This is a genomic window from Enterococcus sp. FSL R5-0957 (assembly GCF_038008005.1).
In the GTDB taxonomy this organism is placed as follows: Bacteria; Bacillota; Bacilli; order Lactobacillales; family Enterococcaceae; genus Enterococcus_B; species Enterococcus_B faecium.
Genome location: NZ_JBBOYG010000001.1, coordinates 829,772 through 854,802, shown reverse-complemented (window position 1 = coordinate 854,802; position 25,031 = coordinate 829,772). Strand labels below are relative to the sequence as shown.

General features: G+C 38.7%; 20 protein-coding genes and 2 pseudogenes. 4 read left to right on the top strand and 18 right to left on the bottom strand.

Annotated elements, in window-relative coordinates; genetic code table 11:
• Positions 1–23: 23 nt before the first annotated feature.
• Positions 24–200 carry a 30S ribosomal protein S21 gene (gene rpsU / locus MKX69_RS04085; protein WP_002287321.1) on the bottom strand — a complete coding sequence of 59 codons (177 nt, stop codon included), beginning with the start codon at positions 198–200 and terminating at the stop codon, positions 24–26.
• Positions 201–361: 161 nt separating this feature from the next.
• On the bottom strand, positions 362–790 hold the full coding sequence (locus MKX69_RS04080; protein WP_002287322.1) for a Fur family transcriptional regulator: 429 nt from the start codon (positions 788–790) through the stop codon (positions 362–364).
• A 91-nt stretch (positions 791–881) separates the two neighbouring features.
• Between MKX69_RS04080 and MKX69_RS04075 the strand changes: the two genes are divergently transcribed.
• Both MKX69_RS04075 and MKX69_RS04070 read left to right on the top strand, forming a co-directional pair.
• Positions 882–1,742 carry a pyruvate, water dikinase regulatory protein gene (locus MKX69_RS04075; protein ID WP_002296156.1) on the top strand — a complete coding sequence of 287 codons (861 nt, stop codon included), beginning with the start codon at positions 882–884 and terminating at the stop codon, positions 1,740–1,742.
• A gap of 112 nt (positions 1,743–1,854) precedes the next feature.
• The gene (locus MKX69_RS04070; RefSeq protein ID WP_000222573.1) at positions 1,855–2,814 is read left to right on the top strand and encodes an IS30 family transposase; all 960 of its coding nucleotides are present in this window, start codon (positions 1,855–1,857) and stop codon (positions 2,812–2,814) included.
• 84 nt (positions 2,815–2,898) lie between these two features.
• On the opposite strand, the gene MKX69_RS04065 is transcribed toward MKX69_RS04070, so the two are convergent.
• From MKX69_RS04065 to MKX69_RS04045, 5 genes are all read right to left on the bottom strand, one after another.
• A complete protein-coding gene (locus tag MKX69_RS04065; protein ID WP_002321425.1) occupies positions 2,899–3,249 on the bottom strand; it encodes an ArsR/SmtB family transcription factor in 351 nt (116 codons plus the stop codon).
• A gap of 14 nt (positions 3,250–3,263) precedes the next feature.
• Complete coding sequence (locus MKX69_RS04060) at positions 3,264–4,991, bottom strand: phospho-sugar mutase (RefSeq protein WP_002296152.1); 1,728 nt, start codon at positions 4,989–4,991, stop codon at positions 3,264–3,266.
• A gap of 213 nt (positions 4,992–5,204) precedes the next feature.
• Positions 5,205–6,131, bottom strand: coding sequence for a thioredoxin-disulfide reductase (gene trxB, locus MKX69_RS04055; RefSeq protein WP_341008905.1), 927 nt, complete (start codon positions 6,129–6,131; stop codon positions 5,205–5,207).
• Positions 6,132–6,275: 144 nt separating this feature from the next.
• Positions 6,276–7,709, bottom strand: a complete 1,434-nt coding sequence (locus MKX69_RS04050; RefSeq protein WP_341008904.1) for a 6-phospho-beta-glucosidase — start codon at positions 7,707–7,709, stop codon at positions 6,276–6,278.
• Entirely contained in the window at positions 7,709–9,112 is a 1,404-nt protein-coding gene (locus MKX69_RS04045; RefSeq protein ID WP_002289176.1) for a 6-phospho-beta-glucosidase, read from the bottom strand. Before MKX69_RS04045 ends, MKX69_RS04050 begins: the two co-directional genes overlap by 1 nt.
• A 230-nt stretch (positions 9,113–9,342) precedes the next feature.
• On the opposite strand from MKX69_RS04045, the gene MKX69_RS04040 reads away from it, so the two are divergent.
• On the top strand, positions 9,343–10,245 hold the full coding sequence (locus MKX69_RS04040) for a MurR/RpiR family transcriptional regulator (RefSeq protein ID WP_086318950.1): 903 nt from the start codon (positions 9,343–9,345) through the stop codon (positions 10,243–10,245).
• A gap of 39 nt (positions 10,246–10,284) precedes the next feature.
• Here the strand turns inward: MKX69_RS04040 and MKX69_RS04035 are convergent.
• The 5 genes and pseudogenes from MKX69_RS04035 to MKX69_RS04015 all read right to left on the bottom strand — a co-directional run bounded on the left by MKX69_RS04035 (position 10,285) and on the right by MKX69_RS04015 (position 17,339).
• A pseudogene (locus MKX69_RS04035) lies at positions 10,285–12,165 on the bottom strand (beta-glucoside-specific PTS transporter subunit IIABC).
• A gap of 96 nt (positions 12,166–12,261) precedes the next feature.
• A complete protein-coding gene (gene licT / locus MKX69_RS04030) occupies positions 12,262–13,113 on the bottom strand; it encodes a BglG family transcription antiterminator LicT (protein WP_002327764.1) in 852 nt (283 codons plus the stop codon).
• A 325-nt stretch (positions 13,114–13,438) separates the two neighbouring features.
• Entirely contained in the window at positions 13,439–15,223 is a 1,785-nt protein-coding gene (locus tag MKX69_RS04025) for an ABC transporter ATP-binding protein (protein ID WP_077828671.1), read from the bottom strand.
• A complete protein-coding gene (locus MKX69_RS04020) occupies positions 15,223–16,974 on the bottom strand; it encodes an ABC transporter ATP-binding protein (protein ID WP_341008899.1) in 1,752 nt (583 codons plus the stop codon). Before MKX69_RS04020 ends, MKX69_RS04025 begins: the two co-directional genes overlap by 1 nt.
• 140 nt (positions 16,975–17,114) lie before the next feature.
• Positions 17,115–17,339 carry a YneF family protein gene (locus tag MKX69_RS04015; protein WP_002294955.1) on the bottom strand — a complete coding sequence of 75 codons (225 nt, stop codon included), beginning with the start codon at positions 17,337–17,339 and terminating at the stop codon, positions 17,115–17,117.
• A 250-nt stretch (positions 17,340–17,589) separates the two neighbouring features.
• On the opposite strand from MKX69_RS04015, the gene MKX69_RS04010 reads away from it, so the two are divergent.
• Positions 17,590–19,176 carry an Nramp family divalent metal transporter gene (locus MKX69_RS04010; RefSeq protein WP_341008896.1) on the top strand — a complete coding sequence of 529 codons (1,587 nt, stop codon included), beginning with the start codon at positions 17,590–17,592 and terminating at the stop codon, positions 19,174–19,176.
• Between the two features lie 65 nt (positions 19,177–19,241).
• Here MKX69_RS04010 and MKX69_RS04005 read toward each other — a convergent pair whose 3' ends face one another.
• The 6 genes and pseudogenes from MKX69_RS04005 to MKX69_RS03980 all read right to left on the bottom strand — a co-directional run bounded on the left by MKX69_RS04005 (position 19,242) and on the right by MKX69_RS03980 (position 24,764).
• Positions 19,242–21,017, bottom strand: coding sequence for a glucosyltransferase (locus tag MKX69_RS04005; protein ID WP_341008894.1), 1,776 nt, complete (start codon positions 21,015–21,017; stop codon positions 19,242–19,244).
• A 252-nt stretch (positions 21,018–21,269) separates the two neighbouring features.
• Positions 21,270–21,434, bottom strand: a pseudogene (locus tag MKX69_RS04000) (IS3 family transposase); the annotation flags it as partial.
• A gap of 9 nt (positions 21,435–21,443) precedes the next feature.
• Positions 21,444–22,403 carry an IS30-like element IS6770 family transposase gene (locus tag MKX69_RS03995; protein ID WP_002293280.1) on the bottom strand — a complete coding sequence of 320 codons (960 nt, stop codon included), beginning with the start codon at positions 22,401–22,403 and terminating at the stop codon, positions 21,444–21,446.
• Between the two features lie 84 nt (positions 22,404–22,487).
• Complete coding sequence (locus tag MKX69_RS03990) at positions 22,488–23,213, bottom strand: IS3 family transposase (RefSeq protein ID WP_341010488.1); 726 nt, start codon at positions 23,211–23,213, stop codon at positions 22,488–22,490.
• A complete protein-coding gene (locus tag MKX69_RS03985; RefSeq protein WP_341008892.1) occupies positions 23,183–23,764 on the bottom strand; it encodes a transposase in 582 nt (193 codons plus the stop codon). Before MKX69_RS03985 ends, MKX69_RS03990 begins: the two co-directional genes overlap by 31 nt.
• 97 nt (positions 23,765–23,861) lie before the next feature.
• Positions 23,862–24,764, bottom strand: coding sequence for a deoxyribonuclease IV (locus tag MKX69_RS03980; protein WP_341008891.1), 903 nt, complete (start codon positions 24,762–24,764; stop codon positions 23,862–23,864).
• Positions 24,765–25,031: the final 267 nt, after the last annotated feature.

The window sequence follows — 25,031 nt, the reverse complement described above, 5'->3', positions numbered from 1 at the left end:
ACCAACTCCAATTCATCACAGAACTAGAATTTTTTGCGTTTTCTAGCTGCTTCAGATTTTTTCTTGCGTCTTACACTTGGTTTTTCGTAGAATTCACGTTTACGAGATTCTTGTAAAGTACCCGCTTTTGACACGGAACGTTTGAAGCGACGAAGAGCATCGTCAAGTGATTCGTTTTTGCGAACGACTGTTTTTGACATGTTAATTCCCTCCCTCCGAGCTTAAAAAGTAACCGTAATTGTTATTGAAATATATCTCAAAAAACAAGACTGTCCTGTAAATATTATATCTAATGCTGTTTTGACCGTCAAGGAAATCTTGCTTTTTTTTAAAATTATCAAATGTTATTTTATTTAAATCCTTATTGACAATTTTCACATCTTCCGAAAATCTCGAATCTATGCCCTTCGATCGTGCATCCACCTAGCTGTTCTTCGAAATAATTCATCGGACACATATGGATTTCTTTCGTTGTTCCGCACACTGTACAGATAAAATGATGGTGATGGCCGATTTCCCCCTGACAGCAATGAAAACGAAACTTCATTTCTCCATTTAAATCGGTTTCTTCCAGTAAATCGATCTCTGCAAAATCATGGAGATTCCGGTAAATCGTATCATAACTTACCCCTTTGAATTCCTGATTCATATAGTCAAAAACTTCTTTAGCAGATACGTAGCGGTTACGCTTCACTAAATAAGTTAACAATGCTTCTCTTTTTTTAGTATATTTAAAACCGTTATTTTTCAATGTTTCTAATGATTGTTCGATCAATGTCTGTTTTTTCATGACTTATTCCTCCAAATCAAAATGATTACGAAGTACGCATTCTAGAGTATGGTATAATAAACATAAAAAAAATGCAAGTGAGGTTTTATCCATGTCTTCCGATTCTACAGAAATCGTTACTTTTTTTGTCATCTCCGACTCTGCTGGAGAAACTGCGACAAAACTAGCGCAAGCTACTATGGCTCAGTATCCTACCGTTGAGTTCAACCTATTCCGCAGAACGTTCGTGACAGATGAAAAAACATTAAGGCAGGCATTGCAAGATGCATTAGAAGAAAAAGCACTTGTCCTGCATACATTAATCAATCAAGAACTGATCGAGATAACACGTTCTTTTTGTGAAGAACATCAATTATTTAGTTTCGATGTGATGACGCCACCGATATCAGAAATTGAACGTTTAACTGGTATCAAGCCAATTCGGCAACCTGGTGCCCTCCATTTATTGAATGAGAACTATTTCAAACGGATCAAAGCAATGGAATTTGCTGTAAAATACGATGATGGGAAAGATCCTCGTGGTTTTTTAGAAGCAGATGTCGTTTTGCTAGGCGTATCCCGAACTTCCAAAACGCCTTTGAGCTTGTTTTTAGCAAATAAAAATTTAAAAGTTGCCAATTTACCTTTGATTCCCCAAGCACATATTCCCAAACAGCTGTGGGAAATCGATCCTAAAAAAATCGTGGGACTGACGAATAACCCAGATATTTTAAATAATATCCGTAAAGAACGGATGCGCTCTTACGGATTAAACCCTGATACTGCTTATTCCGATATCGAAAAAATTAGAGCTGAACTCGATTTTGCGAATGATCTTTATGAAAAACTAGGATGTGTAGTGATCAATGTGGCATCTTTATCTATTGAAGAAACGGCTTCGCTTATTTTGAATGCTTTAGACCTAGAAGATCATAGTTATTATGGAACTGAAACAACAGAAAAAAGCGATTAATCATTTTTGTCTTTTTCTTCGCCGATTGTAAAATTAAGCTAGACAACTAAAAAAGTCATTTGTGCTACACTCAAAATAGTTCCGTCCAAAGAATTATAAGGAGTGAGTACAAATGACCTATACCCATCTTACAACGGATGAACTTGTAATGATAGAGTCTTATTTCAAAATAAATCAATCTGTTGCGAAAACTGCGCATTGCTTGAATCGTTCAAGACAAACGATCCATAAAGTATACCTGTTCTTCAAGCAAGGAAAATCAGCCTTAGAGTACTATCAACAGTATAAGAAAAACAAATCAAACTGTGGTAGACGCCCGCTTGTTTTACCTGAGGAACAATCAGAATATATTCAAAGAAAGGTTGTTCAAGGATGGACACCCGATGTGATTGTTGGTCGTGCAGCGTTTCCTATTCGTTGTTCTGCTCGTACCATTTATCGTATGTTCAAAAAGGGGCTATTTAATCCTTCTGACTTACCGATGAAAGGCAAGCGTAAACCAAATGGACATCAAGAAAGACGTGGAAAACAAGCTTTCCGTCGCTCTATTCATGAACGTGAAAAAGATTATAGCCAATTCTCAAATGAGTTTGGTCACCTTGAAGGTGACACTATCGTAGGTTTGAAACATAAAAGTGCTGTAATTACCTTAGTTGAGCGATTATCAAAAGTTATCATCACATTGAAACCGTGTGGTAGACAAGCGATTGATATTGAAAACAAATTAAATCATTGGTTTGAATCTGTACCGAAAAATCTATTCAAATCCATCACTTTTGATTGTGGAAAGGAATTTTCAAATTGGAAACAGATCAGTAATGCCAATGATATTGCCATTTATTTCGCTGATCCAGGAACGCCGTCTCAAAGAGGCCTAAACGAGAATTCTAACGGATTGTTACGTAGAGATGGTTTATTGAAATCTATGGATTTCAATTCAGTAGATGAATCTTTTATTCAATCTGTCGCATCGAAACGAAATAATATTCCTAGAAAATCACTGAATTATCGAACACCTTTGGAAGTATTTTTGAGTTACGTAAGTATTGATGATTTGTCTAACTTAATTTGACAATTAAGACTTAAAAAACACTGGAGTGTGACAACGAAATTTCTTCGTTGTCACACTCCAGTGTTTATCTATTTGCACCTATCGTTATTGATGTTCCACATGTTTGAGTGTCTGGTTCAAAATATCCAGTACATGAGAATCATCAAGACTATACAAAATCGCTTTTCCCTCGCGATGAGACTTGACGACATGATTTTCTCTTAATAAACGTAGTTGATGCGATACAGCGGACTGCTCCATTTCCACTGCTTGGGTGATTGCTGTCACATTTTGTTCCCCGTCTTTCAGATATAGCAGAATTTTAAGACGAGTGGGATCACTCAACATTTTGAATAATTGACTGACTTTCTCTACTTTTGATTTTTGCGTGTCTGGCAATCCATTCACCTCCAACTTGAAAAAAGACTGACTTCTAAAGTTTACCACTTTTTCCATCAGTCTCAAGTTTTTTATTCTTCTGTCATCTTTTTGATAATCGCTTCATAAGAGGCTACTTTTTCGGCTGCGTCTTCTGTAGAGCTTCCTTTTACACCAATATAAAACTTGATTTTCGGCTCAGTTCCTGAAGGGCGGATAGCGATCCAGCCATTTTCTTCCAATGTATACTTCAATACGTCGGATGGCGGTGTTGTTAGTTTTTCTACGTTTCCTTCACGGTCTGTTCTCGTCAATTCTTTAAAGTCTTCTGTTTGAATAACTTTTGCTCCGGCAAATTCTGTCGGTGCTTCTTTACGGAATTTTTCCATCAAAGCAGAGATTTTCGCAGAACCTTCTTGTCCGCTCATTGTCACAGAAATCGTTTTTTCTGCGAAATAGCCATAGGTTTCAAAAATCGTTTGCAAGCCGTCATACAACGTTTTGCCTTGTTTTTTATAGTAAGCTGCTACTTCTGCTAATAAAAGCAATGCTTGGATCGCGTCTTTATCGCGAACAAAAGGTTTAACTAAATAACCATAACTTTCTTCGAATCCAAACATAAAAGTATGTGAATGGTCTTCTTCAAATTGTTGGATTTTTTCAGCAATGAATTTAAACCCTGTCAACACATTGAACATGGTAGCACCGTAGTGTTCCGCAATTGCTGTAGGCAATTCGCTGGAAACGATTGATTTCAATACCGCTGCGTTTTCTGGTAAAGTCCCCCGTGATTGATGTGCTTCCAAAATATATTGAGCAAACAATGCTCCGATTTGGTTCCCAGTCAATACTTCATAAGAACCATCTGGCAAACGAACCGCTGCGCCTAAACGGTCTGCATCAGGATCTGTTGCAATCAGCAAGTCAGCTCCTTCTTTTTCTCCAAGTCGTATAGCATATTCAAAAGCTGAATGTTCTTCTGGATTTGGCGATTTGACCGTAGTGAAATCTGGATCTGCCACAGCTTGTTCGGGAACTAGTACGAATTGTTCAAATCCAGCTTGTTTCAACGCACGTTCGCCCAACATTTTCCCTGTTCCATGAAGTGGTGTGTACACAAGTTTCAAATCTTTCCCCATTGTTTCCACCAATTCACGATCAATCGTCACTGCTTTGATTTCTTCTAGATAAGCAGCGTCCACTTCTTCTCCGATGATCGTGATCAACCCGCTATGTTTAGCTTCTTCGTCAGATAATACTTCGACTTTTAGCGGATTGCTGACTTCACGGACATATTTCGTCAATGCATCTGCGTCTGCAGGAGGCATTTGTCCGCCATCTTCTCCGTAGACTTTATATCCATTGTAAGCCGCTGGGTTGTGAGATGCGGTTACCATGATTCCCGCAAACGTCTTCAAATGACGAACTGCAAAAGAAAGCTCTGGTGTTGGACGCAGACTTTCGAATACATAAGACGGGATATTGTGATGTGCCAGTGTTTTGGCTGCTTCCATTGCAAATTCTGGTGACTGATGGCGTGAGTCATAAGCGATAGCGACACCTCGGCGTTTTGTTTCTTCACCTTGTGTATCCATGAAACGTGCTAGTCCTTCTGTTGCTTGTCTTACCGTATAGATGTTCATTCGATTGATCCCAGGTCCTAAGATTCCCCGCATGCCTGCAGTACCGAATTCCAACGGTGCATAAAAAGCATCTTCAAGTTTTTCAGGATCTTCACCCAGATCATTTAATTGTTTTTTTAAGTTTTCTTCTAAATTTTCTTCATGTACCCATTGTTCATACACTTGTTCCCAAGACATGAAAATAACACCTCTTTCTGAAATATAGTTCTTAATAAGTATAGCATTCACTTATTAGATATGAAAGTATGAGGACCAAAAAACGCTTAAATCAAGAAAGGATTCTTTTATCAAAAGGTGTTGGACGTGTTCGCATAAATCAGATTCAGTAAATTTCACGCGAAAAAAAAGAGTAAAAGAACAATTGAACCCGTTCTTTCACTCTTTTTAAACTTATGCTGTTGTTTCTTCTAAAGACTCCAAGTATTTATACACTTGTTGTCCAGCAATACCGCCGTCACCAACAGCTGTAGTGATTTGTCGCAAATCTTTTTCACGAACATCTCCGATGGCAAAAACGCCTGGCATATTCGTTTTCATTTCGTTGTCTGTTGGAATCCAGCCAGCCTCGTTCGTCAAACCTGCTTCTCTAAAAGGTGCAGTTAATGGATCCAGTCCAACATAGATGAATACTCCGTCTGCTGCTAAATCAAATTCATTGCCGGTTTTGACATTACGTGCTTTCACACCTGTCACTACTATTTCGTTTCCAACGATTTCGTCAACGACTGTATCCCACATAAAGGAAATTTTTTCATTTGCAAATGCACGGTCTTGGATGATCTTTTGTGCACGTAATTCATCTCTACGGTGGACGATCACTACTTCAGAAGCAAATTGTGTCAAATAGATGGCTTCTTCTACTGCTGAGTCCCCACCCCCGATGACTACTAGACGTTTGTTACGGAAAAACGCACCATCACAGACTGCACAGTAAGAAACGCCTCGTCCAGCAAATTCTTCCTCGCCAGGTACGCCTAATTTACGGTGGATACATCCTGTTGCGATAATGACTGTTTTTCCTTCGTAACTTTTATCTTCACAGATGACTTCTTTATGGCTGCCGTGATCCTTGATATCTTGAACGATTCCATAAGCATTTTCTGTCCCAAATCTTGAGACACTTTCATACATCTTATAAGCTAGATCGGGGCCCATGATCGAATCGAATCCAGGATAATTTTCGATTTCTGCCGTATTGTTCATTTGGCCGCCAGGGGCACCTTGTTCGATCATCAATACGGATAAGTTTGAACGTGAAGCATATAAAGCAGCAGTCATCCCAGCAGGACCTGCGCCAATAACGATTACATCATACATATGTAGATTCTCCTTTACTTAATCAAGTAAGCATACTTTACAGCCAATGCGAAAAAAAGTCTATTGTTCTGCTTGCGTTTCTCGAATAGCTTTATTATACTCGAAAAATCCGCTGAAAAACAATAGACTTTTATAAATCATTGATCAATCGTTCGAAAGATTTTCTCCATTTGAATCAATTACTTTTTTATACCAGTTGAATGATTTTTTCTTTGAACGGGCTAATGTGCCATTTCCTTGGTTATCACGATCGACATAAATGAATCCGTACCTTTTCTTCATCTCACCGGTACCAGCTGATACTAAATCAATACATCCCCAAGTCGTATAGCCTAATAGATCGACTCCGTCTAGTTCTACTGCATCCTTCATCGCCTGGATATGCGCTGCCAGGTAATCGATTCGGTAATCATCTTCCACATAACCATTTTCATCTGGCGTATCGACTGCACCTAAGCCGTTTTCTACAATAAATAATGGTTTTTGATAACGATCATAAATATCATTCATCGTTATTCTCAAGCCTAATGGATCAATTTGCCACCCCCATTCACTTGCTTGCAGATATGGATTTTTGACAGAAGCAAAGATATTTCCTGCAGTCTGTTCCAAGAGTTCGTTGTCGGTAGTCGAAACTCGGGAAGAATAATAAGAAAAAGAGATAAAATCAACAGTATGTTCTTTCAGCAATGCGGCATCCCCTGGTTCCATTTCGATCTGAATGCCATTTCGCTCCATTTCTTTCAATGCATAAGCGGGATATTCTCCTCGTGACTGGACATCAATGAAGAAATAATTTTCTCGATCTGATTTTCTAGAAGCCCAAACATCTTCAGGATTGCAAGTGTATGGATAATATGCTCCTGCTGCCAGCATACAGCCTACTTTGTTCTCCGGATCTACTTCATGAGCAATCTTCGTTGCGATGGCACTTGCAACCAACTCATGATGTGCCGCTTGATATTTGATTTGTTCTTCATTTTCTCCTTCTTCAAAATACAGCCCTGCGCCCATGAATGGTGCATGAAGGATCATATTGATCTCATTGAATGTCAGCCAATATTTGACAAGTCCTTTATAGCGATTGAAGATGACTCGACACAGATTTTCATAAAAACCAACGAGTTCTCTGGAACGCCACGCACCATATTCTTTGATCAAATGCATTGGACAATCAAAATGCGTAATCGTCACAAGTGGCTCAATTCCGTGCTTTTGGCATTCTTTAAAGACATCCTCATAAAATTTCAAGCCAGCTTCATTCGGCTCTTTCTCATCCCCCATTGGAAAAATACGACTCCAGGCGATAGACATTCGATAAGTCTTGAACCCCATTTCTGCAAACAAAGCAATATCTTCCTTATAACGATGATATATATCGATTGCAATTTTTGCTGGATAAAAATGATCCTCATCAAATTCAAACATTTTTTTCTTTCCGGTGATAACAGGAAAACGGTCTTTTCCGATTGGCACAACATCTACGTTTGCTAGTCCGCGTCCACCTTCATCATAACCGCCCTCACATTGATTGGCTGCTGTAGCACCGCCCCATAAAAAATCTTTTCTGAATCCCATTATACTTCCTCCATTATATGTGTATTACCTGATAATTCTCTTGCCAGTTCATCTTGAACTTCGATTCCTTCTTCTTTTAATCGGCTGATTGTTTCCTTGAATTGCGGTAAATACTGCTGGTGTGCAATAAACAACTCATCCATGATCCGTTTTGCTGTCTTTCCTGATCGTATAAGTGGATTGATCGTAAACGCCTGTAAAGCTGTCCCATAATCACCAGTCACAGCTGCTTCGATCGTCAGCAATTCCATATTCTTCATTACTTGCAACCAGCCTCTTTCAGCAGCAGGAAGAGAACCAAACGCTACATTTCTCGCTCCTTGTGCGCCAACATAGGCAGTGACTTCTACTACACAATCTGCCGGCAGGTCAGGAACAGCTCCATCATTCTTTGTAGATACCACGATCTGTGTTTCTTTATTTCCATAGATTGAAGCAATCGTTTCACAGGCAGCGTCTGAATAATAAGCGCCACCTCGTTTTTGCAATTGTTCAGGTTTATGGTCTAATTCTGGATCTTTGTATAATTCAAATAGCTCTGCTTCTGTTTCTTTCACTTGCTGCGCTCTTGTACCAATCGTTTGATATTCTTCTAAAGCATGTTCCAGCATTTCTTCTTCACGATAGTAATAGCGGTGGTAGCCACAAGGGATCATGTTCATTTGTTTTAATTGTTCTTTGAAAAACGGGATATCAAAAATATTTTTCGGCAATCCATTATCTTCATCGTATAAACGATCAATCAATTCTGCCGTGCGGTCATTTCCTTTATTATCTGCTACTTTGTGCCAATGGAAATGATTTAGACCGGCAAACTTGTAGATCAGCTCTTCTTTTTTCTTGCCAAGCATTGCTGGTTCTGTCATCATCGCCATTACTGGCACATTGCATAATCCAATTACTTTATCCCATTTGCCATATCTGATAACTGCTTCTGTCACCATCCCACTTGGGTTCGCGAAATTGATCAGCCAAGCATTTGGACATAAACGCTTCATGTCTTCAACGATTGCCAAAACGACTGGCACGGTACGAAAAGCTTTGAATATCCCGCCAGCACCATTTGTTTCTTGCCCAATCATCCCATAATAACTAGGGATCCGCTCGTCTTTGATTCGTGCATCTAATTGACCGACACGAAACTGAGTCGTAACAAAATCCGCATCTTTCAATGCTTCTTCCCGATCCAGAGTTGCATAGATTTTGACTTCATACGGAGAAGCATCCCACATACGCTGAGACATCTGACTAACGATCTCAAGCTTTTCTTTTCCTTCTTCTACATCTACGAGCCAGATTTCTCGTATCGGTAATTCCTCATATCTTTTGATAAATCCTTCCATCAACTCGGGGGTGTAACTGCTGCCTCCACCAATCGTAGCGATTTTGATTCCTTTTGCCATGTTCTCACTCCTTTACTTTTTTACACTTTCATTATCTTTTTTGTAAACAAAACAAACAATAGAAATCCGTTTCTTTCCAGTAACATTTACAAAAGTTAGTGTTTTCTAATGGATTTTTGTAAATATCTTGTCAAAAAATGTCTATTTTAAGTTATATAGTATAAATCCGTTTACAAATAATTTTCAAAAAAGTTATAATTTACGTAAAAAAATAAGAAGAAGGTATCTACATGTTATTACGTGAAAAAATCAAAGAAATCTCCTTTTCTCCTTCAGAAAATGAAGTGATCCAGTTTCTCTTAAGCGATTCTCCAGCACTTGGCGAAATGACCATCCAAGCGATTGCTGAGCGATGTTATGTCCACCCGTCCACACTCATCCGTGTAGCAAAAAAAATGGGTTTTGATGGCTGGGTCAGTTTTCGTAATGCTTTTTTAGCTGAAACAGCCTATCTTGAAGGGAATTTTCAAGACATAGATGCGAATCTTCCTTTTTCCACCACAGACGGTATTATGACGATTGCAAATAAAATGGCTTCTTTAGAACAGATGACGATTCAAGATACACTGTCTCTCATTCATCATGACCAACTGCAAAAAGCTAAGTATTTACTGCTCCAGGCAAAAAAAATCGTGATCTTCGCCAGTAACTCGAATACTTTGATTTCTCAAGATTTCATGCTGAAAATGAAGCGCATCAAAATGGATGTCACAATTGTCACCACTTTTGGTGAATCATTCTATGAAGCGTACAATTGCACGAGCGATATGTGCGGGATCCTGATTTCTTATACGGGTGAAAATAAAGTGATTCTTCGTACCGCAGAAATATTGAAACAAAATCATGTTCCAATTTTAGCTTTGACCAGTATCGGTGATTCAACGCTATCTGCAATGAGTACAGCCGCTTTGCGACTTACGACACGCGAGCGACTGTATTCAAAAATTGGTAATTTTACGATCAATACATCAATTTGTTATCTTCTAGACGTGTTATATAGTTGTGTTTTTGCAGAAAATTATCAACAGAATTTAGTCCATCTAATTTCTGTCGGTCAAAAATTCGATAAACGCCCTATCAGCTCAGCCATCATGAAAGAGCCTTTCAATTTTGAAAATAAAGAAGTGGAATAAAAAGAATAGTCAAGCCTAGTCCATTCTTCACCTAACCGTTCAGGTCAGTGCGGTGATAAGTGCATCGTCTGGCCCGACCGTCTCCCCTTGGTTTTCCAAAATATCCAAATAATCCGTGTAATTGGTGACGATCACAGGTGTTTCTAAACTGTATCCTTCCTTTTCGATTTTCTTTTTGTCGAAGCGTAGCAACAGATCGCCTTGTTTCACTCTTTCTCCTTGCTGCACTAAGCTTTCAAAATATTTCCCTTCCAACTACACAGTATCCAATCCGACATGAATCAACAATTCCAGCCCTGTTTCAGAAACCATTCCGATTGCATGTTTCGTCGGGAACAGGGTCATGACTGTTCCGTCAAAAGGGGCACGTACTTCTCCTTTTTCAGGGTAGATCAAGATTCCTCGACCTAGTGTTCCTTGCGCAAAAGCTGCATCCTTCGCTGCATTTAGTGGAGCGATTTGTCCTTGTATCGGTGTTTTTACAATTTCTTTACCTGATTTTTTCTGTATATCATCTGTTTCACCTGCTTCATCCTTCCAAAAGAAAAAAGTCAGCGAAAACCCGATTACCGAAGCAATAGCAATGCCGATAAACGCTTGAAACATACCACTGGCGTCTGTTTCCGTGATGTAGTTTACCACCCCAAAAATCCCTAATCCGCCCATTGTGTAGCTGATTGTTCCAGATGCCATCAAATAGATTCCTGAAACAGCACCACCAATCATCGAGTAAATAAATGGCTTCTTCTTCGGTAAGGTGATTCCATAAATGGCCGGTTCTGTTACGCCGAAGATTCCTGAAATCACAGCTGGCATGCAAAGCGCCTTCATTTTTTGATCCTTGAACTTGAAATACATCGCCAATACCACTGCTGTCTGTGCAAAACTCGCGCCATAAACGCCTACTAACATCTGACTCCACCCATTTTGCGCTAGCTGCATAATCGCAAGAGGGATAATACTCCAATGAAGTCCGAAAATCACCAGTACTTGCCAAAGAAATCCTAGAACTGCACCATACACAGCTGGAGAAAAGTCCATCAATGCTTGGAATCCCGTGCTTAATAGATCTGTCAGTATACTGACAATCGGACCGATAATCAAAAAGCCAGCAGGAAGTGCGATTAATAACACAGAAAAAGGAAGCAAAAAGGTCTGGACGACTGCAGGAATCCATTTTTTTGCAATTTTTTGGACTTGTCCGGCAAATGCGATAATGAAGATAACAGGTACGACGCTACTGGTATAACTGCTGCCCACCCATGGGATACCCAAAAATGTTTCATAAGCCGGAAGACCCAGCAAGCTATAAGGCGCAGGACTGCCATCAGGGAAACCACTTTGTAGTGCTGCTCCTTGTACAGTCGGATAACAAAGTGCTGCACCAATCACGAGCCCCACCATCGGATTCAGATGAAATTTTTTCGCTGCTGTGTACCCTAAGATCACTGGCATGAAATAAAAAATTGCATCCCCTATCCCATTCAGCATGATGTACGTACCCGATCCTTCAGTATAAAATTTGAGAAACAAGAACAAAGCATTTAATCCTTTGACCATTCCCGCTGCAGCCAAAGCACCTAAAAAAGGCTGGAAACAGCCACTTAATATGTCGATTAATCGATTGAACAGATTACTACTTGAAGAAACCTCTTCTTCTGCTTCATCGGAAATCCCGGCTACTGTCAGTACTTCTGCATAGACATCTGGCACATGATTCCCGATTACAACTTGATATTGCCCGCCGCTTTTCATGATGGTGACTATCCCTTCCATCTTTTTCAAAACATCATCCTTTGCTTTATTTTCCTCCTTTAGTTTGAAACGAAGTCGCGTCACACAGTGTGTCAAGCTACGGATATTTTCTTTTCCTCCGATATTCTTTACGATGTTTTCTGCTAATTCCTGGTATTTTCCCATTTCTATTCCCTCCAATTAATTAGTGGAAGGTTTAGCCAACTGAATGTCACTACCCTTATTTTCATACGTTCTTGTTAATTTGTCCTCCTTTTTTATTTATTTACAACGATTCTCATGCACTAAACGCGCAGTATGGATCGTTAAATACATTTTTTCATCCGTGGACATCTGGTAGTCGAAAGCCCCGGTTAAAAAGTCTGCTATTTTCTCAACGCAACCAAACGTATCCTTATATTTTTTTTGAATAACTTGGAACAATTCTTCAGAAACTTCTCCATCTTCTGATTTTGCTCCATCTAGGACACGTGTCAGAAAAAAACGCAGGTGTGTGACGAATCGAAAAAAGTGGACTGAATCTTCATCAAATGTAATCTTATAGTAATAGCGGACGATATTTAAAATATCCTGTATTGTTGTGGTAAACAGGTAGGTATTGTCTTGCTGGCTTTGAATGCCTTGTGCATTGACTAAATGCAATGCGATAAATCCGGCTTCGTCTTCTGATAACTTGATGTGGTATTTATCCGAGATTTTCTTCACTGTTTTTTTCCCAATGGCATACTCTTTAGGAAACAGTTGTTTGATATCATACAGCAATACATTTGGCACAAAGATCCCCATTTTTTGACGTTCGATAGCTGTATACAAGTGATCCGTCAATGAAATATACACAGAATCATTTAAATGGACTTGCAGAGCCTCTTTTGTATATTCAATGATTTCACAAGAAATTTCTAAGTACTCAAGAGGAATCGCTTGTGCCAATTCTTGGAACTGTTGTGAAAGTCCGTCATTTGTCAACTGAAATTTTTTGTCGATGCATGAGTCAAGAATCGGGTCACCCACCTTCTTTTTGAATGCCAATCCTTTTCCCATCACAATCATTTCTCGATCTCTTTCATCCCTTGTTATTACGACGTTGTTATTCAGTACTTTCTCAATCAGCATGTTTTGCTCCTTTCCATGATATATAGGGCTGTATCCAAAACAAAAAGAAAAACCCAAAAAGCCGTCCATGAAACCATGGGAGACTCATCAGGTTTAGCTTGCATTAGGCAATCACTATCCAAGTTGTATCGTTTTCTTTATATTATCGAAAGCAAACGATTTTGTCAACGCTTTCTTAGGGGCTATTAGGCACTTCTGACTAGCTGACGTCGTCTTTTTTAAATCTGGTAACTACGACACTAACTCTCACAGATGAAAAATATGGGAAGCTATGTTTTATTTTCACTCTAGTGCTTAGGTCAAAATGCTACTGTCACAACATCTTTTATATACCACTGCTTTGCAGTTTGTACATATCTGCATACAAACCATTTTGCGCTAGAAGTGTTTCATGATTCCCGTGTTCTACTATATGACCTTTGTCTAAAACTAAAATCAATTCTGCATCTCGAATCGTTGACAGCCGATGGGCAATCGCAATCGTTGTCCGTCCTTGTCGCATTTTCGCCAATCCTTCTTGGATCAATCCTTCTGTTTCAGTATCGATATTTGCTGTTGCTTCATCCAATACTAGAATTTTAGGATCAGTCACGATTGTTCGCGCAAAAGTGATCAGCTGTCGTTGTCCACTAGAATAGCTGGCACCATGTTCGATCACTTTTGAGTGATATCCTTTTGGTAATTCATCGATGAATTTGTTTGCTTGAACAAACTCAGCCGCATGGCGTATCTGTTCGTCTGTGATAGCTGGATTCATCATCCGAATATTTCCTGCGATATCCCCATAAAACAAGAAAGCATCTTGCAAGACCAGCCCCATTTTCTTACGTAACTCTTCCATTGGATATTCTCGAATGTCATGATCATCAATCAATATCTGACCTTCATAAAATTCGTAAAATCGCATCAACACATTGATGATCGAGCTTTTCCCACTTCCGGTGTGTCCCACTAATGCAACGGTCTCTCCCGGATTAGCAACAAAAGAGATATTGTTTAATACATTGTGCTCTCCATCATAAGAAAAGCTTACATTGCGAAACTCAATCTTACCTGAAGTAATCATTTGATCTGCTCCAGGGTTTTGTTGTGGTGCATATTCTTCCGTATCCATAATCTTCAAGATACGACTACCAGCAACCATCCCATCTGTGAAGATGCTCAAAAAGTCCATCATTTGAGACATTGGATTAAAAAATCCCTGGACATAGGTCGTAAATGCATAGATCAGTCCAACTTCTACGGGAGAATGCAACGCATCGATCCCAAACAAAGTCAACACCAACGCAATCGCCAATGCATATAGAAAATTGATGATTGGACTTAACAGAATCGAATTCGTTTTGATCATCGCATAACGCGTGTCTAAATACTCATTGTTCACTTGTTCAAATTCTTTAGCTAAACGAGCTTCTTGGCGAAACTGCTGGATAATACGCATGCCGGAAATCGATTCATTCAATTTCGTATTCAGCTGACTTAATTTTTCTCGCATATTCCGGTAAATACGAGAACTAAATTTCTGGTAATACCAGATGACGATTCCTAAAATTGGCAAGAACACCAAAGTCCACAAGGCAATTTCTCCATTGATTTGAAACATGGCAATGAATGAAGAAACGACTGCAAAGATCCCAGTCAATACCATCAAAAAGACGTACCAAAATTCAAATAGCGTTTCTGTGTCATTCGTCACTCGAGAAACGGTTGATCCTGCCGGTGTCTGATCAAAATAACGCATACCTAGTGTATGCAGCTTTTCAAATAATTTTACCCTAATATACTGATAGGTCTTCAATGAAGCCATGGAATACAAATACCATTGGAAAAACCAAATGATACTTTTTACTATGACTCCAAATAAGTACATACCAGCAAAAAACAAAATAACTTGTGTCGTAGCCGACTGTTTAGCCAGATGATCATCCATAAAAGTTTGGATGATCCTTGGCAATAGGACATTGATCACAGACAGAGCAAACGCAAATAAGATAGCAACGATGAACGTTCTTCTAAAAGGTTTGGCGAACTTCATCAGTCGTGTGATGATCTTTTTCTGTTCTTTAAGTGGAATCGATTTTGTCCATTCCGATTGATAATTTTCATCCATCAGGCCTCGCCTCCTTCTATCTTCGCTTCTAATTGCTGTTTCTCCCACATTTGTTCATACCAGCCCCCTAGTGCAAGCAGCTCATGATGGGTTCCTCGTTCAATGATTTTCCCTTGATCGACAACAATGATTTCTTTTGCATGCATTACGCTACTTAAACGGTGAGCTGAAATGATAGTTGTTTTCTCTTTTCTTATTTCTTTTAAATTATGCAAGATAGCTTCTTCTGTTTTGGCATCTACTGCAGAGAGTGCATCATCTAATATTAATAATTCAGGATTTTTGATCAATGCTCGAGCAATCGAAATCCTTTGTTTCTGTCCGCCAGATAAAGAGACTCCACGTTCTCCAACTAAGGTATCATAACCTTTTGGTAATTCCTTGATTTCATTGTTGATAAATGCTAAAGAAGCCGCATGCTCTACTTCTTCTTCTGAAAGTTTTGGATTAGAAAAACGGATATTATCTCGAATGGTCATCGAAAACAAGAAGTGATCCTGAGGCACATAGCCGATTGATCCTAATAAAGCATTCAATGAATATTCTTTGATCGAACGTCCGCCAAATTGGATTTTCCCTTCATAATCATCGTATTCACGCATCAGTAATTTGATGATCGTCGTTTTTCCCGCACCAGTTTTCCCAACAATACCTAATGTTTCTCCTTCTTGGATTGCAAACTTGATTTGTTCTAATGCTGGTGATTCTTCTTTCGGATAATTAAAAGAGGAAATAGCTACATTCAGCTCGCCTTTTGCCGGGGTCTGCACTGCACCCAGTTGTTCCACGATATGCGTTTTTTCATGCAAAAGTTCATTGACGCGATCATAAGAAGCATTTCCTCTTTCCAATACGTTGAACAATCGACCAATCGCAAACATCGGCCAAACAAGCATACCGATATAACTAATAAATGAGACCATCTGCCCGATCGAGATCGTGCCTTCCAAGACATACTTTCCACCTAAAATAATTGTTGCAACATAAGACAGACCGATAATCAAGGTAATGAATGGATCAAATAAGGAGTCTAAAAAATTGACTCGTTTGTTTTTAATAATTGCATCTTCAATCTTTTCTTCAAAATCCGCTAGATCTTCTTTTTCTTGTCCAAATGTTTTAATGACTTTGATCCCAGTGATACTTTCTTGTGTCTTATCATTGATACTAGAAAAAGCTTCTTGCGAATCACGAAAAGCATCATGGAGTTTCGACCCCAGCACTCGTGAAGTGACGGCCAGCAAAGGCAGAGGAATCAGCGCAATCAGTGTTAAGCGCCAATCAATAAACAAAATCATCGCAATGATCGTTGTTCCGCCCGTAATCACTGAATCTGCAAAGGTCAAGATACCAGCTCCTGCTACATTCTGGATCGCATTCAAATCATTCGTTGCATGAGCCATCAAATCCCCAGTCCGATATTTTTGGTAAAAGAGATTGTCCATTTCTGTAAAATGTTTGAATAACTGCTGCCGAAGTTCTTTCTCCAACCGAGCTGCACTTCCCCAAATATTCGTCCGCCAGATATAACGAAAAAGATATTGTAAAAAAGCAGCGATAATCAATAGGAAGATCCACCCGAAAATGATCTTTACTGATAAATTTTTATCGGCAATCTCATCAATGATGATCCCAATCACTTTTGGAGGAACTAACTGTACCAAGGCCACTGCGAATAGCGAGAAAACCCCAATTAAATAATGTTTCTTTTCCTGACGAAAAAACCAGCCTAACTTTCTAAAAATCGACATTTTACTCCTCCTTTGTCTTTATCAAGAGCCTAGGATTGTTTGTGCTTGTCTTTTTGCTGAATAATCTGAATAGTCTAACAAATTACGAAATAAAAAACGGACTGAAAAAATCAGCCCGTAAAAAGTCGTTGGGTCAGAACCTATTTTTTCCCTTGGTTCTTCATTTGCTGCATCATCTGGCGAATTTTCTTCTCAGATGGTTTTTGCCCCATTGACATCATCATTGATCGCAACATGTCCTCATTAACGGGAGGATTTTTTTCTAAATAGTCTTTCATATATTTACGCGCTAGGAAAAAGCCACCTACTGCGCCGATTAGCAAAGCAATAATAGCAATAAGTACGACAATACCTGTTGATAACATATAAATCTCTCCTTTCTATTTCCGAATTGCTCTCAATGACTTATTTTACTAAAGTTTATTGAAAAAAGAAAGGCGTATTCGTTAGTTTCATGCAAAAAATAGTGGTTTTTTTAGAGGAGAACAAAATTTCTTTCGTCATTCAGCAAGACGCGCCACGAAAATAAATTAGGCATACCGAATCTTTTTCTTTAATTTTTTCTTTTTGAGGTGTAGAATGTAATCGTAGATAAATAGGAAAGGTGGTTTTTTCTTGAATAATCAATCCAACAAACAATTTCATAAGCATCGACTTATTGAACATACAAATGGTTTATCTTTAGCTGAAGTAAATGGAACAGTTGATGTACCAAAAGGGAAAAGTTTTTTTAAAACACTTCTTGCTTACTCTGGACCAGGTGCATTAGTAGCAGTTGGTTATATGGATCCAGGTAACTGGTCCACTTCGATCACTGGTGGACAAAATTTCCAATATTTATTGATGTCAGTTATTTTGATGTCTAGTCTGATTGCTATGCTTTTACAGTATATGGCAGCAAAATTAGGAATCGTGACCCAAATGGATTTGGCACAGGCAATCCGAGCACGCACAAGTAAGACATTGGGTGTCATTTTATGGATCTTGACTGAATTAGCCATTATGGCAACAGACATCGCAGAAGTCATTGGTGCAGCAATCGCCCTCTACTTACTTTTTGATATTCCATTGGTGATTGCCGTCTTTATTACTGTATTAGATGTTTTCGTTCTCTTACTACTGACAAAAGTCGGGTTTCGTAAGATCGAAGCACTGGTTGTCTGCTTAATTTTCGTCATTTTATTCGTTTTTGTCTATCAAGTTGGCTTGTCTAACCCAGATTGGCACAGTTTATTTGCTGGCTTTATCCCTAACAGTCATACATTCTCAGACTCACCGGTCATCGGCGACGAAACTCCGCTGACTGGAGCTTTAGGGATTATTGGTGCAACAGTCATGCCGCATAACTTATATCTTCATTCAGCAGTTTCTCAAACTCGGAAGATTGATCACCAAGACGAAGAAGATGTAGCACAAGCTGTACGTTTTTCTACTTGGGACTCTAATATCCAATTGTCGATGGCTTTTCTAGTCAATGCACTGCTATTGATCATGGGTGTCGCTGTCTTCAAAACCGGTTCTGTCCAAGATCCTTCCTTTTTTGGTCTGTATGAAGCTTTATCTGATCCATCAGCTATGAGCAATGGTATCTTGATTGCTGTAGCAAAATCTGGTATCTTGTCCACTTTATTTGCTGTAGCACTTCTTGCTTCTGGCCAGAACTCTACTATTACTGGTACGTTGACTGGTCAAGTCATCATGGAAGGATTCATCCATATGCGTATCCCGATTTGGCTAAGAAGACTGGTCACACGGTTGCTTTCTGTGATTCCTGTATTGATTTGTGTTTTGTTTACAAGTACAAAAGGAACGATCGAAGAACATACCGCTTTGAATAACTTAATGAATGAATCCCAGGTGTTCTTGGCTTTTGCGTTGCCGTTTTCGATGATCCCTTTACTGATGATGACCAACAGCCAAGCGGAGATGGGGAGCCGATTTAAAAATTCATTCATCGTAAAACTTCTTGGCTGGTTCTCTGTGATTAGTCTAACTTACTTGAACTTACGAGGATTACCAGGACAGATCGAAAGTTTCTTCGGCGAGCAAGCCACTTCAGCTCAACTAGCATTGGCTGATCAAATCGCTTATGTAATCATTGTTCTTGTCCTTCTCCTGTTGGCATGGACGATTGGTGATTTATATAAAGGAAACAAAAAATATGAACAGCGTTTGCAGGAAACGGTAGAAGAAATCGAATAGAAACTGATTTTTCCACACAAAGACCCTTGATAGTTAGGTTAAAAATCTAGCTACCAAGGGTCTTTTTATTTAGAAGATAAAGCTTTTTTCAGATTTAATTTACTGAAAACTAGCATGCTTGTTACTACGATGAATTGCGTTAACGGCACGCCTGCGCCAGTGTAGACACTTAAAAAATAATCCTTTTTTTCTGGCGCATAAGAACAAAACCACGAGACACCGAAAAGAAAAACCAATTGTGTCAGTATTAATCCGGTGACCACAATCAAAGAGGAACTATAATAGGCACGATCAGCTTTTGCAAATACGGTTCCTAGTATCATAAGTAATATCCCTGCTATTGAGGCAATCAGCACGAGAATAGCCAGAACTTGGTAAATTTTTATGATGACATTCGCGACTTTTGCTGATTTTGTTAATTGGAAATTAGGTGTTCTCGGTTCATTACTATCGATCCAATTCTCCATTAGCGGAAGGTTTAATAATTCTTGAGCCTGTTTGACTTGTTCTTGCGTTCCGAAACTATAATTTCCTCCTTGATGGAAATCTTTATATCGCCATGCATAAGCGTATCCTGATTGAAGGAAATCGAATACGATTGGCAGATCACTCATCGTCTTTCCATCTCCTGATCCCATCAGATAGAACTCTTTTTTCTTTTTGATGGTTCCCTTGTGATAGGCTTCTTCTAATTCTTGGTTGACTTTTTTCCAAAAATCATTGGTTTCTTTTGCATTGTTTTGGTAATAACCAGATTCGCTTACCACATCTCGCAATGCCCAAAAGATGATATCTCCGGGTAATTCTTTTACTTTTCCACCTTGAGTCCACGCGTGAGTCGTATATAATTCGTCAATACGGGTAGAAACAGTATGGAATGTAGGAGATGCGGCTAATGCTTTATTTAGTGCAGCATGTGAGACCCATATCTCACTGTTTTCTTTATTCAAGTTCGTTTCATCATCTATTCGGATCAGTTGTTTCATCAAAAGTCCAAATTCTCCACTGGAACGGTCATTGATGGTTGCAATACCGTATGTTGTCTCATTTTTATATTCGATCCACTGATAGACGATGGAAAAGCCAACTATAGGAAGTAAAAACAATGAAAGTTTCAGCCATTCCCGTTTCGAGAGAAGAAAGAGTCGTTTTTTTAACTTCTTTACTTCTTTGAAAGAAAAGTCTTGCCCTAGCAAGATCTGGACGAAACTGATACCCAAAGCTACTACAGTAAAAGGAAGAAGCCAGATAGAATCTTCGCGAATGAACCAAAAGAAAGGAAAAGCGACAGAAAGCCCTAAAAACCATGGCAGCAATTTTCTGCTAGAACCGTATTTGCGGTAATAAGTAGCTAGTAAACAAGCGATAATGATCTCAACAGCCGGAATCACGAGGGCATTACGATACGTTCGAGTGGAATATTCATGTGTAAAACTAATCGGAGAAAACAAAAAATAAAAATAGATACTTAAAAGAAGATACTTGTTCTTCACGACCGGTTTAAACGCGAGTGCAACCAATATACTGGCAAAAATACTGAACATGCCGAACAAAACTGCATAAGAAAGATGCAGTTTATGTGCAAGTACTAAAAATAAGCTGTAGGAGATTCCTTTGGAAAGTGTTGTAGTCGTATACTCCCCTAGCCATTTACCGTCCAAAATATTTTGAGCATAGCGAATCAGCAGCTGGTCATCATAGGTTGCCGACATGTCTGTTCCATAGATTGCTTTACTATATAAATACAAACGAATAATTGTAAATAATAGGGCTATGCCAAGAATAAAGTATGTATGTTTCTTTTTTAGTTGGTTGATCAAGGGTTTTAAAGTGTCCAGCATCTTTTCGTCCTTCCAATCACGTTTTGCCACTTGCTTGTGAAACTTTTCGTTTTTTTACTTTTCTACCAGTATACCCTGTTTGTCTAAATTTAAAAAGAGGGGGGAGAAGATGCATGATGAAAAAGACTGCAAAAAGTACTCCTTTGTTTCTTAAACCAAAAAGGACAAGGCAATGTTGTAGTGACCCCCAAAAGTTAGACTTTTTTGGAGTGGAGAAATCCACTCCTTTTTTCATGCTCTAAAATGATATTTTTACACAACCGTTACGGTTGTTTTACGAAATTGGACGGGACTTTGCCAGTTTAATTTCTGTTTTATCCGTTCATTATTGTAGTAATAGATATAGCTATCGATGGCTGATTTTAATTCCTCGAAACAGTTATAAACTTTCCCGTGAAAAATCTCTTGTTTTAATAATATGATTTGTCAAATTAAGCTAGAATAAAATGCTTCTTGTACATAGCTCAAAAATATTTCGATTGGTGTTCTGTAATTCAATGATTTTCTTGGAATATGATTACGTTGATTGCTGACACTGGAAATAAATGTCTGATTCACTTCTCTAAAATCCATTGATTTCGGCAGTCCATTACGACGCAGAATCCCGTTAGAATTCTCGTTTAATGGGCGTTGAGAAGGTGTTCCAGGGTCCGCAAAATATATATCAATATCATGTTGGTTACTAATGGCTTTCCAGTTAGAAAATTCTTTTCCACAGTCAAACGTAATAGATTTAAAGAAGTTTTTAGGGAAGCGAGAAAACCATTGATTAAGGGCAGTTTCAATATCTAATGCCTTACGGCCGTTGGGTTTAATCGTGATAATGACTTTAGATAATCTTTCAACTAAAGTAATGACGGCACTTTTATGATGAATGCCAACGATCGTATCACCTTCAAGGTGACCAAACTCAGAATTGAAATCAGGATAATTATCAGGTCGATCATGGATTGAGCGCTGATACTGTTGTTTTCCCCGTTTTTCCTGATGGCCATTGGGTTTTCTTTTACCTTTCATCGGTAGTGTGTCAATATCAAATATTCCTTTAGAAAATAAACGATAAAGTGTTCTCATACCGCATGAAACAGGTCTTTCTTTTCGCCCGATAATGACGTCAGGCGTCCAACCAAGAGTGACTTTCTCTTTAATGTAATCTACTTCATGAGCAGGTAATTGAATGACTTTTCTACCACATTTTTTCTTATTTTCTTTATACTGGTGCCAATAATCAAGAGCAGTCTTACCTTGCTTGAACTTATTGACTACATTATAAATAGTTTGTATAGCACGTCCCATTCGGTTAGCGATTTCAACCGGCTTATTATGTTGAAGATAATATGATTCTATCATTGTCAGTTCGTCTATGGTAAGATGTTTGTAGGTCATTTATGGTTACACTCCTTTGTTTTCTTTCGTCGGAAATACAATTTGAGTGTACCATAAATGCCTTTTTATTTTTCTAACTTAATTTTACAATTCGCGTAAGCCAAAAAAATTCTCCATAAGTGAATTATCTAAGCAGTTCCCTTTCCGAGACATGCTTTGAAAGATTTTGTACTCCTTCAATTTGTTTCTATAAGCTTTCATTTGATACGCCCAACCTTGATCTGAGTGAAACGTACGACGATAGGGACAATCGTTAGTGGTCTGGATAGCTTCCTCCAAACCTTCCATTACCGCTAATGCATTGGGTTTTTCAGAGATACGATAGGATAAAATCTCACTATTGAACATATCCATAAAAGGATCTAGATACAATTTATTTTGACGGATAATGCCTTTGGCATCCACTTCATGGTATTTAAATTCAGTTGTATCCGTCGTGATTTTCTGATGGCAGATACTAGTGTAGAAACGACGATGGATCCGATTTTTGGCTACTGCTCCGACTTGACCTCGATAAGAATTGTAGCGCCGTGATTTACGTGTGTATGCCGTTACTTTTATTCCTAGCTTCTTGATCAGGCGCTGAACTTTCTTTTTATTGATAGAGAAACCGCGGTTTCTTAGTTCATTGGTCATCCGTAAACAGCCATAATCCTTGTGCTTCTCCCGAATTTTAAGCATTTCCGCTTCAATCTCTTGATCTGGATTTTTACGGTCCAATCGTTTTTGCCAGTACATAAAGGTTGCCTTAGGGAACTTTAAAGTTTCTAGAAGCTCAACTAATTTAAACGGTCCTCGGAGGCTTGCGATGATTCGTGCGATTGCTTCATTCGTCGTTGTTGGGCTTCCTGTTTTCGCAGCTTCCTCAATTCTTTTAAAAAGGCATTTTCAATTTGAAGGGAACGGACTCGTTTCTCCAACTCCTCGATGCGTTCACGTTCTTCAGACGTTGCTTTAGTTGTAGATTTTTTCTTATTTTTGGGTTCATTTTTCTTAGACAAGATAGGTGGACATCCTTTCGTTTTTGAGAGTCCATCGATCCCACCCTCACGGAATTGATGCATCCAACTAGCGATCAAATTAGGGTTGTTCATGTTAAGTGTGTTGGCAACTTCACGATAGGACAGCTCACTTGTTAGATATAACTCTATCGCATCCAGCTTAAATTGAACAGAATATTTTTTCTTTTGTCGCTTTCTTACTAGACCCTCTTCACCAAATTCTTGATAGGCATTGATCCAGCGCTTCACTTGTGATGGAGCCTTAATGGAATACTTCTTTGCCAGATAATCACTTCCGCCTTTGCCATCCAAATAATCATGAACGATCTTTAATTTAAGTTCAAAAGTATACTTAGCCATAAAAAATACCGACCTCCAAAAGTTAGATTTTTTGGTCTAACTTTTGGGGGTCGGTACATGTGCCTGGTCCTTTTTTGCTGCTGTCAGATAGAAAATCTTAGAGTATCACTTCTTCTGCTAATAACTCAGGAAACACTTCTGGATCAAATGTTTGCGCTTTGAACATGGCGATTTCTTTTGCATATGGTGCGTAAGCTTTCTTTTTATCTTTGCCGACATAGGGAGTTTCCAAGATTTTCGAAATATTGTCAAACATTGGATCATGGACGATCTTATTCAGCGTGTCGAATCCGATTGTTCCAAAACCAATATTGGCGTGCCGGTCTTTATGCGAACCTTGCGGATTTTTAGAATCATTGATATGGAGTACTTTAAGCCGATCTAACCCGATGATCTTATCAAACTCTTCCATTACACTTGAAAAGTCTTCTTTAATATTATAACCGGCATCATTCGTATGACAGGTATCAAAAGTAACGGATAATTTTTCATTCAATTTTACTCCATCGATGATTTGCGCTAATTCCTCAAATGTTCGACCTATTTCCGTACCTTTACCTGCCATTGTCTCCAAAGCGATTTGTGCCGTCTGTTCTTTTGTCAAAACTTCATTCAAGCCTTCAGTAATTCTAGCAATTCCGGCTTCTGTTCCTGCCCCTACATGAGCACCTGGGTGAAGTGTAATTTGAGTAGCGCCTAAAGCTTCCGCACGAACAATCTCTTCTCTCAGAAATTGGACGGCAAAAGGAAACATTTCTGGTTTGATCGTATTCCCCAAATTAATGATATAAGGGGCATGAACGACGATATTTGTTAGACCTTTTTCTGCCATGTACGCTTTTCCGGCATCAATATTCATCTCTTCGATGGCTTTTCTTCTAGTGTTTTGAGGGGCGCCTGTATAGATCATAAAAGTCGAAGATCCATAACTGGCTGCTTCTTCTGCTGCTCCTAACAGCATTTTCTTTCCGCTCATGCTGACATGTGAGCCTAATAACATGGATGGATTCCTCCTTGAAAGGCAATTGTTATTAACAATTCCTATATATTGGTAAGATGATATACAAAGAAAATGATTGATTTTTCTTTGCCCTGTTCTCCATAGTAACTGAAATTTTCTCTAAAGAAAAGCTTAAGAACTCTTTTATAAAAAAGATCATTTTCTCACGTTTTAACTCCTTTAAAAAAGAAATTCCTGCCAAAAACAGCCTTGTCTGTTTTTTTGTTCTATTATTTGCTATAATTAGCGAAATAAAACCATTAGTTG

Coding starts and splice junctions, on each gene's coding strand:
- MKX69_RS04080 (WP_002287322.1), bottom strand. CDS start 790: ATGAAAAAACAGACATTGATCGAACAATCATTAGAAACATTGAAAAAT.
- MKX69_RS04075 (WP_002296156.1), top strand. CDS start 882: ATGTCTTCCGATTCTACAGAAATCGTTACTTTTTTTGTCATCTCCGAC.
- rpsU (WP_002287321.1), bottom strand. CDS start 200: ATGTCAAAAACAGTCGTTCGCAAAAACGAATCACTTGACGATGCTCTT.
- MKX69_RS04020 (WP_341008899.1), bottom strand. CDS start 16,974: ATGTCGATTTTTAGAAAGTTAGGCTGGTTTTTTCGTCAGGAAAAGAAA.
- licT (WP_002327764.1), bottom strand. CDS start 13,113: ATGCTGATTGAGAAAGTACTGAATAACAACGTCGTAATAACAAGGGAT.
- MKX69_RS04060 (WP_002296152.1), bottom strand. CDS start 4,991: ATGTCTTGGGAACAAGTGTATGAACAATGGGTACATGAAGAAAATTTA.
- MKX69_RS04050 (WP_341008904.1), bottom strand. CDS start 7,709: ATGGGATTCAGAAAAGATTTTTTATGGGGCGGTGCTACAGCAGCCAAT.
- trxB (WP_341008905.1), bottom strand. CDS start 6,131: ATGTATGATGTAATCGTTATTGGCGCAGGTCCTGCTGGGATGACTGCT.
- MKX69_RS04065 (WP_002321425.1), bottom strand. CDS start 3,249: ATGGAAAAAGTGGTAAACTTTAGAAGTCAGTCTTTTTTCAAGTTGGAG.
- MKX69_RS04040 (WP_086318950.1), top strand. CDS start 9,343: ATGTTATTACGTGAAAAAATCAAAGAAATCTCCTTTTCTCCTTCAGAA.
- MKX69_RS03985 (WP_341008892.1), bottom strand. CDS start 23,764: ATGGCTAAGTATACTTTTGAACTTAAATTAAAGATCGTTCATGATTAT.
- MKX69_RS04025 (WP_077828671.1), bottom strand. CDS start 15,223: ATGGATGAAAATTATCAATCGGAATGGACAAAATCGATTCCACTTAAA.
- MKX69_RS04005 (WP_341008894.1), bottom strand. CDS start 21,017: ATGCTGGACACTTTAAAACCCTTGATCAACCAACTAAAAAAGAAACAT.
- MKX69_RS04070 (WP_000222573.1), top strand. CDS start 1,855: ATGACCTATACCCATCTTACAACGGATGAACTTGTAATGATAGAGTCT.
- MKX69_RS03995 (WP_002293280.1), bottom strand. CDS start 22,403: ATGACCTACAAACATCTTACCATAGACGAACTGACAATGATAGAATCA.
- MKX69_RS03980 (WP_341008891.1), bottom strand. CDS start 24,764: ATGTTATTAGGCTCACATGTCAGCATGAGCGGAAAGAAAATGCTGTTA.
- MKX69_RS04015 (WP_002294955.1), bottom strand. CDS start 17,339: ATGTTATCAACAGGTATTGTCGTACTTATTGCTATTATTGCTTTGCTA.
- MKX69_RS04045 (WP_002289176.1), bottom strand. CDS start 9,112: ATGGCAAAAGGAATCAAAATCGCTACGATTGGTGGAGGCAGCAGTTAC.